We start from the raw sequence: 15,369 nt of genomic DNA on the forward strand, positions 1-15,369 counted from the left end.
GTACCCGTGACTCAGCAACTGGTACGCCCACAGGCCCATCCCATCCGCTCCTCAGCTCCGGCCGCTCCCGCGCGTCACACCCTGACCACCGCGGGTCTGGTCACCCTCCTGCTGGGCGCCTTCCTGCCCATGCTGGACTTCTTCGTCGTCAACGTCGCCCTGCCCACCATCGACCACCAACTCTCGGCCGGACCAGCCGTGTTGGAGCTGATCGCGGCCGGCTACGGGATCGCCTTCGCGGTGCTGCTGGTGCTGGGCGGCCGACTCGGCGACAGCCTGGGCCGCCGCAGGCTGTTCCTGATCGGCGTCACCGCCTTCGCCCTCACCTCGCTGGCCTGCGGCCTGGCCCCCACCGCCTGGACCCTGGTCGCCGCCCGGGTCGCGCAGGGCGCCTCGGCCGCGCTGTTGGTCCCGCAGGTGCTCGCCATCATCGCCGCCACCACCGAAGGGGCCAAGCGGGCCCGGGCGCTGAGCGTCTACGGCGCGGTCGGCGGCATCAGCGTGGTGGTCGGGCAGGTGCTCGGCGGCATGCTGGTCCAGGCCGACCTGTTCGGCAGCAGCTGGCGCTCGATCTTCCTGCTCAACGTGCCGTTCGCGGTCCTCACCGTGCTGCTGGGCCTGCGCTTCGTGCCGGAGAACCGCTCGGACGCCCCGAGCCGGGTCGACGTGCCGGGTACCGTCCTGCTGAGCGTCGCGCTGCTCAGCCTGTTCATCCCGCTGATGGAGGGCCGCGCCGCGGGGTGGCCGCTGTGGAGCTGGCTGCTGCTGGCGCTCTTCCCGTTCGCCGCTTGGGCGTTCGTGGCCGTGGAGCAGCGCACCGAGCGGGCCGGCGGCAGCCCGCTGGTGCCGCTGTCGCTGCTGCGGATCCCCGACATGCGCCGTGGCCTGGGCATCGCGGTGCCGTACTTCACCAACTTCGGCGCCTTCATGTTCGTCCTGGCGATCACCCTGCAGCAGGGCCTCAAGTTGAGCCCGCTGGACGCCGGTTGGGCACTGGTGCCGCTGGCGGTCGGCTACTTCACCTCCTCGCTGGCCGGTCCGCGACTGATCGGCCGGTTCGGCAGCCGGGTCATCACAGCGGGCTCGCTGATCAACCCGACGGGCACGATCGTGCTGCTGATCACGGTTCTGACGGACTATCAGCACCTGAGCGTGCTCACCCTGCTGCCGGGGATGGCGCTGACCGGCCTCGGCAACGGGCTGATCGGGACGCCGCTGTTCCGGGTGGTGCTGGCGAAGGTGCCGGCCGACAAGGCGGGCGTGGGGAGCGGGGTGCTCGCGACCACGCAGCAGTCGAGCCTGGCCCTGGGGGTGGCGACGCTGGGAACCCTGTTCCTGTCGCTGATCAGCTCGGTCGGCATGGCGCACGGGCTGGCGATCGTGCTGGGCATCGAGCTGGTGGGCGCGGTGGTGATCACCTACCTGAGCACCCGGCTGCCGCGGAGCATGAGCTGACCCGGCGTTCGCCGGCGCCGCCGGCCGGGGCGACGGAGTCCGGGGGCCGGTCCCTACCGTGAAAGGGCGGGACCGGCCCCCGAATTCCGTCGCCCCGGTCCATCTCCTGCTGAGACGATGACCCCATGACCCACCCGTCCGACACCCGCACCCGCGAAGACCTCGCCGCCCTGGTCGCATCCGGCGCCCGGCCCAAGTACCTGTTCTTCTGGGGCCACCAGCCGCAGCGCGACAAGACGATCGGCACCGGAGCGCTGAGCCAGTGGTGGCCGTGCCGGTTCACCATCGACGACATCACGTACGGCAGCGCCGAGCACTGGATGATGGCGCAGAAGGCCCGCCTCTTCGAGGACCCCGAGACCGAGCAGCGGATCCTCGCCGCCCGCACCCCCGCCGAGGCCAAGAAGTTCGGCCGGCTGGTCCGGGGCTTCGACGAGGAGCGCTGGGCCGCCGAGCGGTTCGGCTTCGTGGTGGCGGGCAACCTGGCCAAGTTCGGCCAGGACCAGGCGCTGCGCGACTACCTGCTCGGCACCGGCAACCGGGTGGTGGTCGAGGCCAGCCCGCTGGACCGGGTCTGGGGCATCGGCCTGGCCGCCCACGACCTGGGCGCCGACGACCCGAACCGCTGGCGCGGGCTCAACCTGCTCGGCTTCGCGCTGATGGAGGCCCGCGCACAGCTCGCCGCCTGATGATGCGTCAGGGCCCGTACCGCGCGGCGCGGTACGGGCCCTGATGTTCGAACTGCGGGACTCAGCAGCCGATCAGCCGCGCGCCCAGGTACGCCTTGACCTGGTCCAGCGACACCCGCTCCTGCGACATGGTGTCGCGCTCGCGGATGGTCACCGCGTTGTCCTCCAGGGTGTCGAAGTCGACGGTGACGCAGAACGGCGTGCCGATCTCGTCCTGGCGGCGGTAGCGCTTGCCGATCGCACCCGCGTCGTCGAACTCGACGTTCCACGCGGTGCGCAGGTCGGCGGCCAGGCCCCGGGCCTTCGGGGAGAGGTCGGCGTTGCGCGACAGCGGCAGCACCGCGACCTTGACCGGGGCGAGCCGGGGGTCGAGCCGCATGCCGACGCGCTTCTCCATGACGCCCTTGGCGTTGGGGGCCTCGTCCTCGAAGTAGGCGTCGAGCAGGAAGGCCAGCATGGCGCGGTTCAGGCCCGCTGCCGGCTCGATGACGTACGGGAAGTACCGCTCGCCGGACTCCTGGTCGAAGTACTTGAGGTCCTGGCCGGAGTGCTCGCTGTGCACCGACAGGTCGTAGTCGGTGCGGTTGGCGATGCCCTCCAGCTCGGAGAACTCGGTGCCGCCGAAGTTGAAGCGGTACTCGATGTCCACCGTGCGCTTGGCGTAGTGCGAGAGCTTCTCCTTCGGGTGCTCGAAGAAGCGCATGTTCTCGGTGCGCAGGCCCAGGTCGGTGTACCAGTTCCAGCGCTGCTCGAGCCAGTACTCGTGCCAGGTCTCGTCCTCGCCGGGCTTGACGAAGAACTCCATCTCCATCTGCTCGAACTCGCGGGTGCGGAAGATGAAGTTGCCGGGCGTGATCTCGTTGCGGAAGCTCTTGCCAACCTGGGCGATGCCGAACGGCGGCTTGCGACGCGAGGTGGTCTGCACGGCCTTGAAGTTGGTGAAGATGCCCTGCGCCGTCTCCGGGCGCAGGTAGGCCAGGCCGCCCGCGTCCTCGGTGACACCCAGGTGGGTCTTCAGCATGCCCGAGAACTCCTTGGGCTCCGTGAAGGCGCCCTTGGTGCCGCAGTGCGGGCAGTTGATGTCGGCCAGGCCGTTGGCGGGCAGCTTGCCGTGCTTGGCCTCGTAGGCCTCCTCCAAGTGGTCCGCGCGGAACCGCTTGTGGCAGGAGGTGCACTCGGTCAGCGGGTCGTTGAAGGTGGCGACGTGGCCCGAGGCCTCCCAGACCTCGCGGGCCAGGATCACCGAGGAGTCAAGTCCGACCACGTCCTCGCGAGCGTGCACCATCGTGCGCCACCACTGGCGCTTGATGTTCTCCTTGAGCTCCACACCCAGCGGCCCGTAGTCCCAGGCGGCGCGAGTGCCGCCGTAGATCTCGCTGCAGGGGTAGACGAAGCCTCGGCGCTTGCTCAGGCTGACGATCGTGTCGATCTTGTCGGCGGCCACAGTGCTCTCTTCAGACGACGCCGCACGCGCGGTGCGACGGCACGGTCAAGGCGCGGCTGGTTGCGCGCACCCGAATACCTCAGGTTACCGGGCAGGCGGGTGGCGGGTTCAAATCGATAACGTCCGCGCGCGTTCGAGCCGGCGAACAACGGGCACCGCCGACGGCAGGAGATTTTGACAATCCTTTGCCATAAGATGACAATGATTTTCATGAGCTACCGACGTGCCCTCCTCCCCCTCGCCCTGGCCGCGACCGGCTCAGCGCTGCTGACCGCCTGCGGCACCAGTGCCGGCGGCGGCGACAGCAAGCACGCGGACGGCAGGCCGCAGGTGGTCGCGTCCTTCTACCCGATGCGGTACCTGGCCGAGCAGATCGGCGGGGACCGGGTCCACGTCACCGACCTGACCGCCGCCGGCACCGAGCCGCACGACCTGGAGCTGACGGCCAAGCAGGTCGCCACCGTGCAGCGGGCCGACGCCGTCCTCTACCTCAAGGGCCTGCAGCCCACGGTGGACCGGGCCGTCGCCCAGTCGCACAGCGCGCACGTGCTGGACGCGGCGGCGCTCTCGCCGCTGGTGGAGCGCGGGGCGGGCGCCGAGGACGGCGAGGACGGCGAGGCCGACCAGCACGAGCACGAGGGCGACCACGAGCACGGCCACGACCACGCGGCCGACCCGCACCTGTGGCTGGACCCGGCCCGCTACGCCACCGTCGCCCAGGGCGTCGGGGCCGAGCTGGCCAAGGCCGACCCGGCCAACGCCGACACCTACCGACGCAACGCGGACGACCTCACGGCCCGCCTCGCCACCCTGGACCAGGAGTACCGCGAGGGCCTGCACGGCTGCACCCAGCGCTCCTTCGTGACCAGCCACGCCGCCTTCGGCTACCTCGCCGACCGCTACCAGCTGCGGCAGATCGCGATCAACGGCATCGACCCGGAGTCCGAGCCGACCCCGGCCCGGATGGCACGGATCCAGCAGACGGCCAAGGCGCAGGGCGCCACGACGGTCTTCTTCGAGGCGACGGCCGGCCCCCGGCTCGCCCAGAGCGTGGCCAAGGACCTGGACCTCAGGACCTCGGTGCTCGACCCGCTCGAAGGTGTCAGGAACGGCAGCGGGGCGGACTACTTCTCGGTCATGCGGCAGAACCTGGCCAACCTCCGCCCGGCGCTGGGCTGCGCGCGGTGAGCACGGTGAGCACGGTGGCCGCCACGAGTACTCCCGCCGTCCGCCTGCACGCCGCGCACGCGGTGCTCGGCGGGCGCCCGGTGCTGCGCGGGCTGGACCTGACCGTGGCCCGGGGCGAGGTGGTCGCGCTGCTCGGGGCGAACGGCTGCGGCAAGTCGACCACCGTCAAGGCCGTGGTCGGCACCGTGCCGCTGCTGAGCGGTGAGCGCGAGCTGTTCGGCACGCCCGGGGCGAAGTTCCGCGCCTGGCACCGGATCGGCTACGTGCCGCAGCGCAGCACGGCGGCCGGCGGGGTGCCGGCCACCGTGCGCGAGGTGGTCGCCACCGGGCGGCTGGCGCGGCACGGGCTGCTGCCGCTGCGCCGCCGGGACAGGGCGGCCGTCGAGGCGGCGCTGGACGCGGTCGGACTGGCGGCCCGGGCCGACGACCCGGTGGCCGAGCTGTCCGGCGGGCAGCAGCAGCGGGTGCTGATCGCCCGCGCGCTGGCCGGCGCACCGGAGCTGCTGGTGATGGACGAGCCGACGGCGGGGGTGGACCTGGCCAGCCAGCGGGTACTGGCCGACGTGCTGCGCCGGGAGGTGGCGGGCGGCGGCTCGGTGCTGCTGGTGCTGCACGAGCTGGGGCCGCTGGCGCCGCTGATCGACCGCGCGGTGCTGCTGCGCGAGGGGCGGGTGGCCCGGCAGGGCGCGCCCGCAGACCTGACCCCGACCGGGACGCTGATATGACCGACCTCCTCTCCTTCGACCTGTTCGAGCCTCTGCGCTACGACTTCATGCGCCGCGCCCTGCTCGCCGCCCTGCTGGTCGGCGCCGTCGCCCCCGCCGTCGGCGGCTACCTGGTGCAGCGGCGCCAGGCGCTGATGGGCGACGGCATCGGGCACGTGGCGCTGACCGGGGTGGGCCTCGGGCTGGTCTTCCAGACCAGCCCGGTCTGGATGGCGGTGCTGGTCTGCGTGCTGGCCGCCGTGCTGATGGAACTGGTCCGGGCCCGCGGCAGCCGGCGCGGCGACATCGCGCTGGCGATGCTCTTCTACGGCGGGATGGCCTGCGGCCGGCTGCTGATCAGCAAGGCACCCGCGGCGAGCGGGACCGGCGGCAGCCTGGACAGCTACCTCTGGGGCTCGATCCTCGCGGTGGACACCGGCGACCTGCTGACCATCGCCGCGCTGGGCGCGGTGGTCGTCGCGGTCACCCTCGGGCTGCGCCGGCAGTTCTTCGCGCTCTGCCAGGACGAGGAGTTCGCCCGCGTCACCGGCGTCCCGGTGCGACTGCTCAACCTGCTGCTCGCGGTGCTGGCGGCGGTCACCGTGACGGTGGCGATGCGGGTGGTGGGGCTGCTGCTGGTGAGCGCGCTGATGGTGGTGCCGGTGGCGGCGGCGCAGGTGCTGACCCGCTCCTTCCTGGCCACCCAGTTGCTCGCGATCGGGCTGGGCGTGCTGGTCTCGCTGGGGGGCGTGGCCACCGCGTACCAGGCCGACGTACCACCGGGTTCCGCGATCGTGCTGCTGGCGATCGCCGTCTTCGCGGTGTTCGCCGCGCTGGCCGGCCCGCTGGCCCGGTGGCGGCACCGCGGGCGCAGGCCACCGGGCGGCGAGGTCGCCCCGATTCCGGAATCCGCTGGTACCCGCCTTGAGGACGACCCGGTCGGTAGTGCGGGACTGGCACAATGAGGGGTGACCCGCCCCGATCCTCAGGAGGAGCACCGGTGACCACCGCAGGCCCGTCGCCACGCGCCCGATCGACCAGGCAGCGCGCAGCCGTCTCCGCGGCGCTGGACGAGATCGAGGACTTCCGCAGCGCGCAGGAACTGCACGACATGCTCAAGCACCGGGGCGACTCGGTCGGCCTGACCACCGTCTACCGCACCCTCCAGTCGCTGGCCGACGCCGGCGAGGTGGACGTGCTGCGCACCGCCGACGGCGAGGCGGTCTACCGCCGGTGCAGCAGCGGGCACCACCACCACCTGGTCTGCCGCCTCTGCGGCAGCACCGTGGAGGTCGAGGGCCCGGCGGTGGAGCGCTGGGCGAACACGGTGGCGGCCGAGCACGGGTTCAGCGACATCGCGCACACCCTGGAGATCTTCGGCACCTGCGCCGAGTGCACGGCCAAGCAGCGGGCCGCCGCGCAGCCCGGCTGACCGGCGGCAGCGGCCCGGCGGGCAGCCGGAGAACGACAAGCCCCCGGCGGTTGGTGACCAACCGCCGGGGGCCATCGGGGAGTCGAACGCGGAACCGTCAGCGCTGGGTCGGCAGCTCCGGCGTCGCCGGGACCTCGTTGGGCAGCGCGCCGCCGAACCGGCGGTCGCGCATCGCGTACTGCTCGCAGGCCCGCCACAGGTCACGCCGGTCGAAGTCGGGCCAGAGCACGTCCTGGAACACGAACTCGGCGTAAGCCGACTGCCAGAGCCAGAAGTTGGACGTGCGCTGCTCGCCGCTGGGGCGCAGGAAGAGGTCCACGTCCGGCATGTCCGGGTGGTACATGTACTTCGAGAGGGTCTTCTCGTTGACCTTCTTCGGGTCCAGCTTGCCGGCCGCCACGTCGGCGGCCAGCGCGGCGGCGGCGTCCGCCACCTCGGCCCGGCCGCCGTAGTTGACGCACATGTAGAGGGTGACCAGGTCGTTGTCCTTGGTCTGCTCCTCGGCCACCTGGAGCTCCTGCACCACGCTCTTCCAGAGCTTGGGCATCCGGCCCGCCCAGCGGATCCGCACGCCCATCTCGTCCAGCTCGTCGCGGCGGCGGCGGATCACGTCCCGGTTGAAGTTCATCAGGAACTTCACCTCCTCCGGGGACCGCTTCCAGTTCTCGGTGGAGAAGGCGTAGAGCGAGATGTTCCCGACGCCCAGCTCGATGGCGCCCTTCAGCACGTCGAGCACCACGCTCTCGCCGACCTTGTGGCCCTCGGTGCGGGGCAGGCCGCGCTCCTTGGCCCAGCGGCCGTTGCCGTCCATCACGATCGCGACGTGCTCGGGGACCAGCTCGCCGGGGATCTTCGGCGGCTGGGCACCGCTCGGGTGCGGGTCCGGGGTGCGGTAGGTCCGCTGCTTGCTGCCGCCGAAGAGCCGTCGCGCTGCCATGCTCACTTCTCCACGTATCTCATCGAACGGATGCCCCGTTCGAGGTGCCACTGCAGGTAGGCGGCGACCAGCCCGCTGCCCTCCCGCCAGTACCTGGGTTCGCACGCGTCCGCCGTCCGCCAGTCTCCGGACAGCAGGGCGCCGAGCAGAACCAGTGTCTCAGGGGAGGGTACGGCACAACCGGGGACGCGGCAGTCCACGCAGAGCACGCCGCCCGCCTGCAGCGAGAAGAAGCGGTTGGGGCCGTCCAGGCCGCACTTGGCGCAGTCGGTGAAGCTGGCGCCGTAGCCGTTGACGGCCAACGAGCGCAGCAGGAAGGCGTCCAGCACCAGGTGCGACTCGTGCTGCCCGGCGGCCAGCGTGCGCAGGGCGCCGATCAGCAGCAGGTACTGCTGGACGGCGGGCTCGCCCTCGTTCTCGGCGAAACGTTCCGCCGTCTCCAGCATGGCGGTGCCCGCGGTGTAGCGGCCGTAGTCGGTGACGATGGAGCCGCCGTACGGGGCGATGGTCTCCACCTGGGTGCAGAGCGGCAACGAGCGGCTGATCAGCTCACTCCCCCGGCTGAAGAACTGCACGTCGACGTGGGAGAAGGGCTCGAGTCGGGCGCCGAACTTGGACTTGGTCTTGCGGACCCCGCGGGCCACCGCTCTGACCTTGCCGTGCTGGCGGGTGAGCAGGGTGATGATCCGGTCGGCCTCACCGAGCTTCTGGGCGCGCAGCACGACGCCGTCATCGCGGATCAGACTCATTCCCCCATTGTCCCGCACGGCGCGACCGGATCCGGCAGCCGCCGGCCAGGGGGGTCCAGGACTAGTGCGCGGTGCGGGTGGCCGCCTCCAGCAGCCGGTCCACCAAGTCCTCGGGCAGCCGCAGGCAGCAGCCCACGGCGGTCAGCGCGGCGCGCTCCTGGGGCAGGTAGCGGCCGTCGGCCAGGGCGATCCTGGCGCCCTGCAGGAGCAGCCGCTCGCGGCCCTGCTGGGCCAAGTGCGGGGCCAACGGCTCGAGCGCGGCGTGCAGTTCGACCAGCAGCCGGTCGCCCTCGGTGCTCAGGTCGAGCGGCTCGCCGGCGTCGAGGCCGAGCAGCGCGGCCAGCGCCGCGAGCAGCTGGGCCTCGCCGCCGCCCTCGACACCGGCGCCGCGGACCAGTTCACCGGCCTCGGCGCGGGCCGCGGCCGAGCCCGTCCCGCCGGCCGCGAGCAGGGCCAGCGCGATGGCGTACTGGGCGTCCCGCAGCAGCCCGGTCAGCCGCCCGCTGGTGAGCTGGTGCAGACTCTCCAGACCGTACCGGCCAAGGCAGTTGGTGCACTGCACGGTGCAGAGCACCGGGCCGAGCGGCAGCACCGGGGTACCGCACAACCGCAGCCACCGCCGACCGTGCTGCCGGCGGAAGTTGCGGTCCCCACCGCACCCCGGACAGAAGAAGTCGCCGAGCACATCCGTCCGCCACCGCGGGCGAACACCCCACAACTGCGTCACGGCGCCAACTCCCCAAGATTTGGCAGGCGGCCTGCACGACTACGGGCAGGTCTCGCGACCGGAGGCGACGGTCGTCCCACCGACCCGCGGTTCCGGTCCGTCGATGGTGCCATGGTTGCCGGACGGTGTCAGCACCCCGAACGGGTGCCGAAGGGAAAAAATGTGGCCCAGGACACATGTGTTTCCTGGGCCACACAAGTGACGGAAAGCAGTCGGAAAACCAGGGGGTCAGCGACGGGCCGTCCGGTTGACGGCGCTGATGATCGCCTTCAGCGAGGCACGCACCGTGTTGCCGTCGATGCCCACACCCCACAGCACCCGGCCGTCCACCGCGCACTCGACGTACGCCGCGGCCTGCGCGTCGCCGCCCTCGCTCAGCGCGTGCTCGGCGTAGTCCAGCACGCGTACGTCCACGCCGGTGCCGGCCAGCGCGTCGGCGAAGGCGGAGACCGGGCCGTTGCCGGAACCGGTCAGCTCGACCTCGGCACCGTCCAGCAGCGCCTGCACCACCAGCAGGTCGCGGCCGTCCTCGGTGGTCAGGCTCTGCTGCTCGCGCAGCGCGATCCGGCCCCACGGGTTGTCCGGGGTGGGCAGGTACTCGTCCTGGAAGACCGCCCAGATGTCGGCCGGGGTGACCTCGCCGCCCTCGGCGTCGGTCTTGAGCTGGATGATCCGGGAGAACTCGATCTGCATCCGGCGCGGCAGGTCCAGCTTGTGGTCGTTCTTCAGCACGTAGGCGATGCCGCCCTTGCCGGACTGGCTGTTGACCCGGATCACGGCCTCGTAGCTGCGGCCCACGTCCTTGGGGTCGATCGGCAGGTACGGCACGCCCCAGGTGTAGGAGCCCACCGGCACACCGGCGGCGGCCGCGTCGGCCTCCAGGGCGTCGAAGCCCTTCTTGATCGCGTCCTGGTGCGAGCCGGAGAAGGAGGTGTACACCAGGTCGCCGGCGTAGGGGTGGCGCTCGGGGACGTTCATCTGGTTGCAGTACTCGTAGGTACGGCGGATCTCGTCGATGTTCGAGAAGTCGATCATCGGGTCGACGCCCTGCGAGAACAGGTTCATCCCGACGTTGACCAGGTCCAGGTTGCCGGTCCGCTCGCCCTGCCCGAACAGGCAGCCCTCGACCCGGTCGGCGCCGGCCATCACGGCCAGTTCGGCGGAGGCGACCCCGGTGCCGCGGTCGTTGTGCGGGTGGGTGGAGAGCGCGATGAACTGGCGGCGCGACAGGTTGCGCGACATCCACTCGATCTTGTCGGCGTACACGTTGGGCGTGCAACGCTCCACCGTGGTGGGCAGGTTCAGGATGATCTCGCGGCCCTCGCCCGGCTGCCAGACGTCCATCACGCCCTCGCAGACCTCCAGCGCGAAGTCCAGCTCGGTGTCGATGAAGATCTCCGGCGAGTACTGGTAGCCGAAGATGGTCTCCTCGCCCAGCAGCTTCTCGGCGTACTCCATCACCAGCCGGGTGCCGTCCACCGCGATCTGCTTGATGTCGTCCTTGCTGCCCTTGAACACCACCCGGCGGAACAGCGGCGAAGTGGCGTTGTACAGGTGCACGGTGGCGCGCGGCGCGCCGACCAGGGACTCCACGGTGCGCTCGATCAGGTCCTCGCGGGCCTGGGTCAGCACCGAGATGGTGACGTCCTCGGGGATCGCGTCCTCGTTGATCAGCGAGCGGACGAAGTCGAAGTCGGTGGCCCCGGAGGAGGGGAAGCCGACCTCGATCTCCTTGTAGCCCATCTTCACCAGCAGGTCGAACATCTTGCGCTTGCGGGCCGGCGACATCGGGTCGATCAGCGCCTGGTTGCCGTCCCGCAGGTCCGTGGAGAGCCAGCGCGGGGCCTTGCTGATCAGCTTGCCGGGCCAGCTGCGGTCCGGCAGGTCCACGGTGCCGAACGGCAGGTAGCGCTCGAAGGGCATCCCGGAAGGCTGCTGGCGGACCGTGGTCGCGGTGATCGGGGTCGGCAGTTCGACGAAAGCACGGGCGACGGAAGACTGCTCAGTCATGGAGTGAGACTCTCGGCTTCTCTTCGGATGCGGGCTGGTCGGGGTGGTGCTCACCCGACGGGCCGACTCGTGCGGCGCTCAGCGATCCACGCATGCGCCCAGCACAGAACTCCGCGGCGAGGGAGCCGGCCTCCGATGGTCTTACAGGCCCTCGCCGCGGCAGCTAAGAAGAAGCAGCCCGTAACGCATGATGGGGCCAGCGTAGCCGAGCGTTCCGTGATGCCGAAGCGGGCACCGCGACATTTCCACTCCTTGAGACGGCGCCTGCGTGACAGCAGGTCATCGACTTATCACCCTGAGTGTCATGACGCAGCTCACCGCACCGCTCTGCACGATCGTGCCGCCCTATCTGCTGGACCGGCTGGCCGGACTCGGCCACGAGGGCGCCCTGCGCTCGCGGCGGCTGGACGCCGCGCTGCGCGCGGCCCGCGCCGCCCGGACCACGCTGCCGCCGCCCGGCGAGGAGCAGGCCGGCGGGACCGGCGACGACGCCGGCGCCAGGGCCTCCGGACGGCCCGGGCGGACCATCGCCGACGCCGAGCACACCGAGCAGCTGCCCGGCCGCCCGGTGCGCACCGAGGGCGGCCCGCCGACCACCGACCAGGCCGTCAACCGCGCCTACGACGGGCTCGGCGCCACCCTCGCGCTGCTCCTGGAGGTCTACGGCCGCCGCTCGGTGGACGGCGCGGGCCTGCCGCTGCACGCCACCGTGCACTACGGCACGGGGTACGACAACGCCTTCTGGGACGGCCGCCGGATGGTCTTCGGCGACGGCGACGGCACGGTCTTCACCGACTTCACCGGCTGCCCCGACGTGATCGGCCACGAACTCGCCCACGGGCTGGTGCAGTACAGCGCGAAGCTGCGCTACCACGGCCAGTCCGGCGCGCTCAACGAGTCGGTGGCGGACGTCTTCGGCACCCTGGTCAAGCAGTACGCGCTGGGCCAGCAGGCCGAGGACGCCGACTGGCTGATCGGCGCCGGGCTGTTCGCCCCCGGGGTCCGCGCGGTGGCGCTGCGCTCGCTGAAGGCGCCCGGCACCGCCTACGACGACCCCCGGCTCGGGCGCGACCCGCAGCCGGGGTCGATGGACGACTACGTGCGGACCCAGGAGGACGAGGGCGGGGTGCACATCAACTCCGGCATCCCGAACCGGGCGTTCCAGTTGCTCGCGGTCGAACTCGGCGGCGCCGCCTGGGAGCGGGCCGGGCGGATCTGGTACGACGCGGTCACCGGCCCCGGGCTGCACCCGGACGCCGACTTCGCCGACTTCGCCCGGGCCACCCTGGCCGCCGCCCGGGCCCGGTTCGGCGAGGGGCCGGTGCCGGAGGCGGTGGCCGGCGCCTGGAAGCGGGTCGGGCTCGCGGTCTGAGACCGGTCGGTGCGCGCCGGGCCGTCCGGGGGCCGGCGACACGGAACTGACGCCTTCTCAGGAAAATCCCAGCATCGGCCATCCGTGGGTAGCAGACTGGCGGCCATGCGCATACAGGTGACCAGGAGCGGCGGCTTGACCGGTCAGACCCTGCGGGCCGAGCTGGACACCGCCGCCCGGATCGACGCGCCGCACGTGCACGCACTGGCCCGCGAGGCGGTCGCCGGCGCCGCCCGGTCCCCCGGCTACGGGGTACCGGACGGCTACCACTACGCGATCACCGTGGACGGCCGCACGGTGTACTGCGCGGACCCGAGACTGACCGACTGCCAGCGGGAGTTGGTCTCGCTGATCCTGCAGCAGGGGACGCCGGTGCCGCCCGGCGGCGACTGGGTCGCCATGCCGGGCTGACCGGTGCCACCGCCGCAGCGGCAGGCCCGGCCGGGCCTGCCGGGCGTCAGAAGCCGAGCTTGCGCAGCTGCTTGGGGTCGCGCTGCCAGTCCTTGGCCACCTTGACGTGCAGGTCGAGGTAGACCGGGGTGCCCAGCAGCGCCTCGATGTGCTTGCGGGCCGTGGTCCCGACGTGCTTCAGCCGCGCGCCCTTGGCCCCGATCACGATCGCCTTCTGGCTCTGCCGCTCGATGTAGACGTTCGCGTGGATGTCCAGCAGCGGGCGGTCGGCGGGCCGGTCCTCGCGCGGGATCATCTCCTCGACCACCACGGCCAGCGAGTGCGGGAGTTCGTCGCGCACGCCCTCCAGGGCGGCCTCCCGGATCAGCTCGGCGACCATGATCTGCTCGGGCTCGTCGGTCAGGTCGCCGTCCGGGTAGAGCGGCTGGCCCTCGGGGAGCAGCTTGGTGAGCAGCTCGGCGACCAGGTCCACCTGCTTGTCGGCGACGGCCGAGACCGGGATGATCTCCGCCCACTCGATGCCCAGCTCGGCGCCGAGCTGGGCGATGGCGATCAGCTGCTCGGCCAACCGCTTGGAGTCGACCAGGTCGGTCTTGGTGACGATGGCCACCTTGGGGGTCTTCTTGATCTCGGCCAGTTCCTTGGCGATGAACTTGTCGCCGGGGCCGAGCTTCTGGTCGGCGGGCAGGCAGAAGCCGATCACGTCCACCTCGGCCCAGGTGCTGCGGACCAGGTCGTTGAGCCGCTCGCCGAGCAGGGTGCGCGGCTTGTGCAGGCCGGGGGTGTCCACCAGCACGAGCTGGGAGTCCGGGCGGTGCACGATGCCGCGCACGGTGTGCCGGGTGGTCTGCGGGCGGTCGGAGGTGATCGCGACCTTGGTTCCCACCAGGGCGTTGGTCAGGGTCGACTTGCCCGCGTTGGGTCGGCCGACGAAGCACGCGAAGCCCGAACGGTAGGGGGCTGCCGGGGAGGAGGGGGTGTCGCTCATGGGGACCATTCTCCCTGATCGCCGGGGAGCCCCCGGACATCCCCCACCCTCCCCAGCCGTGTCACTTGCGCCGCGACTGCAAAGCACCGATCAGGGTGAGCACCAGCAGCGCGATCGAGCCGCCCAGCCAGTAGGGCGAGCCGGTCTCGTGCCAGCGCCCCATCCCCATCACCACGGCCAGCAGCGCCGCGAAGAACCCGAGTGCCCCGAGCATCTCCCACCCCCTGGCAGTGAGATTATCCGCTCATCGCACGAAGGCCTGGTGATCTCTCGGAACTCGGGGAAACCCGGCCCCGCTCAGCAGCGCTCCGCTCCCCGCGAAGCGGGCCGGTCTCGGTCTCAGGCCTGCGCGCGCACCCGCAGCACCCCGTCCGGGCCGGCCAGCAGCAGCGGCGTCCCGGCCCCGCCGAGGTCGCGGATCGCCGCCAGGTCCGGCTCGGACGGCTCCTCCCCCGCCGTCACCACAGCCGCTGCCTCCAGCCCCTTCGCGCCGCTGGCCACCGCCATCGCCACCGCCGTCCGCACCGCGCTCAGCTGCAGCGAGGCCAGCGAGACGGTGCCCGCCACATAGGTGCGGCCGGTCTCGTCGCGCACGGCGGCACCCTCCGCGACCCCGTTGCGGGCGCGGGCGGAGCGGGCGAGGGTGAGGAGCTTCTGGTCTTCGGGATCAAGGTCAGTCATGCCGCCGAGCATAGGGGCAGGCCCGAACCGCACCGAAGTCACCGCTCGCGACACCACGGGTCGGCTGATACGACAGACTGACCCGGTGAACGCCATCCTGACGGCCCTGATCGCGGTGCTGGGTACCCTGCTGGGCTCGACGGTGACCCACGTCTTCCAGCAGCGTGCCGCGGACCGCACCGGCCGCTCCGCACGCCAGGAGCGGCTGCGCCAGGAGCAGCTCACCGCGTACGGCGCCTTCGCCGGGCTGCTGGTGCGCTTCCGCCGGGCACTGATGCACCACTGGTTCTGCGTCCACGAGCAGGAGGACGCCGACCTGGAGGCCGAGCTGCGCCACCGGTCGTTCGAGCTGCGCTCGGAGACCCAGCACGCGCTGTTCCAGCTGCAGTTGATCACCCATGACCCGGCCCTGGTCGAGCTCGCCGCCCGGGTGTTCCACCAGGTGGGCAAGATCGACCGGGCGCCCGACCGGGCCGACGTGGTGCGGCGCCGTGACGAGACCCAGGCGCTGATCGACGAGTTCGTCACGGCCGCGCGGGCTCAGGTCCAACTGACGCTGGCCGCTGGGGCCGCCGACTGAGC

General features: G+C 71.7%; 17 protein-coding genes. 9 read left to right on the forward strand and 8 right to left on the reverse strand.

Translation table 11 applies throughout. From position 1 onward, the window contains the following. Positions 1-6: 6 nt before the first annotated feature. The gene (locus tag OG403_RS12435) at positions 7-1,455 is read left to right on the forward strand and encodes an MFS transporter (RefSeq protein ID WP_329564066.1); all 1,449 of its coding nucleotides are present in this window, start codon (positions 7-9) and stop codon (positions 1,453-1,455) included. Between the two features lie 125 nt (positions 1,456-1,580). Next, entirely contained in the window at positions 1,581-2,144 is a 564-nt protein-coding gene (locus tag OG403_RS12440) for an NADAR family protein (RefSeq protein WP_329564068.1), read from the forward strand. A 61-nt stretch (positions 2,145-2,205) separates the two neighbouring features. Here the strand turns inward: OG403_RS12440 and OG403_RS12445 are convergent, their stop codons facing one another. Continuing rightward, on the reverse strand, positions 2,206-3,588 hold the full coding sequence (locus tag OG403_RS12445; protein ID WP_329564070.1) for a glycine--tRNA ligase: 1,383 nt from the start codon (positions 3,586-3,588) through the stop codon (positions 2,206-2,208). A 210-nt stretch (positions 3,589-3,798) separates the two neighbouring features. Here OG403_RS12445 and OG403_RS12450 point away from each other — a divergent pair, with 210 nt between their 5' ends. The 4 genes from OG403_RS12450 to OG403_RS12465 are packed head-to-tail and all read left to right on the forward strand — an operon-like array spanning position 3,799 to position 6,912. Further along, positions 3,799-4,776: a metal ABC transporter substrate-binding protein gene (locus OG403_RS12450; RefSeq protein WP_329564072.1), complete on the forward strand. Its 978-nt coding sequence runs from the start codon at positions 3,799-3,801 to the stop codon at positions 4,774-4,776. 5 nt (positions 4,777-4,781) lie between these two features. Next, a complete protein-coding gene (locus OG403_RS12455; RefSeq protein ID WP_329572269.1) occupies positions 4,782-5,501 on the forward strand; it encodes a metal ABC transporter ATP-binding protein in 720 nt (239 codons plus the stop codon). Beyond that, positions 5,498-6,445: a metal ABC transporter permease gene (locus tag OG403_RS12460; protein WP_329564074.1), complete on the forward strand. Its 948-nt coding sequence runs from the start codon at positions 5,498-5,500 to the stop codon at positions 6,443-6,445. The genes OG403_RS12455 and OG403_RS12460 overlap by 4 nt, the downstream gene beginning before the upstream one ends. A gap of 35 nt (positions 6,446-6,480) precedes the next feature. Next, entirely contained in the window at positions 6,481-6,912 is a 432-nt protein-coding gene (locus OG403_RS12465; protein ID WP_329564076.1) for a Fur family transcriptional regulator, read from the forward strand. Positions 6,913-7,009: 97 nt separating this feature from the next. Here the strand turns inward: OG403_RS12465 and OG403_RS12470 are convergent, their stop codons facing one another. The 4 genes from OG403_RS12470 to leuA form a co-directional block, all read right to left on the reverse strand. Then, positions 7,010-7,849, reverse strand: coding sequence for an isoprenyl transferase (locus OG403_RS12470; RefSeq protein ID WP_329564077.1), 840 nt, complete (start codon positions 7,847-7,849; stop codon positions 7,010-7,012). A 2-nt stretch (positions 7,850-7,851) separates the two neighbouring features. Further along, positions 7,852-8,598, reverse strand: a complete 747-nt coding sequence (recO, locus tag OG403_RS12475) for a DNA repair protein RecO (protein ID WP_329564079.1) — start codon at positions 8,596-8,598, stop codon at positions 7,852-7,854. Positions 8,599-8,659: 61 nt separating this feature from the next. Next, entirely contained in the window at positions 8,660-9,325 is a 666-nt protein-coding gene (locus tag OG403_RS12480; protein WP_329564081.1) for a TerB family tellurite resistance protein, read from the reverse strand. 228 nt (positions 9,326-9,553) lie between these two features. After that, positions 9,554-11,335: a 2-isopropylmalate synthase gene (leuA, locus tag OG403_RS12485; protein WP_329564082.1), complete on the reverse strand. Its 1,782-nt coding sequence runs from the start codon at positions 11,333-11,335 to the stop codon at positions 9,554-9,556. A 304-nt stretch (positions 11,336-11,639) separates the two neighbouring features. Here leuA and OG403_RS12490 point away from each other — a divergent pair, with 304 nt between their 5' ends. Then, positions 11,640-12,707 carry a M4 family metallopeptidase gene (locus OG403_RS12490; protein ID WP_329564084.1) on the forward strand — a complete coding sequence of 356 codons (1,068 nt, stop codon included), beginning with the start codon at positions 11,640-11,642 and terminating at the stop codon, positions 12,705-12,707. A gap of 105 nt (positions 12,708-12,812) precedes the next feature. Beyond that, positions 12,813-13,118 carry a protealysin inhibitor emfourin gene (locus tag OG403_RS12495; RefSeq protein WP_329564086.1) on the forward strand — a complete coding sequence of 102 codons (306 nt, stop codon included), beginning with the start codon at positions 12,813-12,815 and terminating at the stop codon, positions 13,116-13,118. A 46-nt stretch (positions 13,119-13,164) separates the two neighbouring features. Here OG403_RS12495 and era read toward each other — a convergent pair whose 3' ends face one another. The 3 genes from era to OG403_RS12510 all read right to left on the reverse strand — a co-directional run bounded on the left by era (position 13,165) and on the right by OG403_RS12510 (position 14,799). Further along, positions 13,165-14,115, reverse strand: a complete 951-nt coding sequence (era, locus tag OG403_RS12500; protein ID WP_442910905.1) for a GTPase Era — start codon at positions 14,113-14,115, stop codon at positions 13,165-13,167. A gap of 52 nt (positions 14,116-14,167) precedes the next feature. Next, positions 14,168-14,320 carry a hypothetical protein gene (locus OG403_RS12505; RefSeq protein ID WP_329564090.1) on the reverse strand — a complete coding sequence of 51 codons (153 nt, stop codon included), beginning with the start codon at positions 14,318-14,320 and terminating at the stop codon, positions 14,168-14,170. Between the two features lie 125 nt (positions 14,321-14,445). Beyond that, complete coding sequence (locus tag OG403_RS12510; RefSeq protein ID WP_329564092.1) at positions 14,446-14,799, reverse strand: cytidine deaminase; 354 nt, start codon at positions 14,797-14,799, stop codon at positions 14,446-14,448. Between the two features lie 73 nt (positions 14,800-14,872). Between OG403_RS12510 and OG403_RS12515 the strand changes: the two genes are divergently transcribed. Continuing rightward, positions 14,873-15,367 carry a hypothetical protein gene (locus OG403_RS12515; protein WP_329564094.1) on the forward strand — a complete coding sequence of 165 codons (495 nt, stop codon included), beginning with the start codon at positions 14,873-14,875 and terminating at the stop codon, positions 15,365-15,367. Positions 15,368-15,369: the final 2 nt, after the last annotated feature.

Source organism: Kitasatospora sp. NBC_01266 (assembly GCF_036242395.1).
In the GTDB taxonomy this organism is placed as follows: Bacteria; Actinomycetota; Actinomycetes; order Streptomycetales; family Streptomycetaceae; genus Kitasatospora.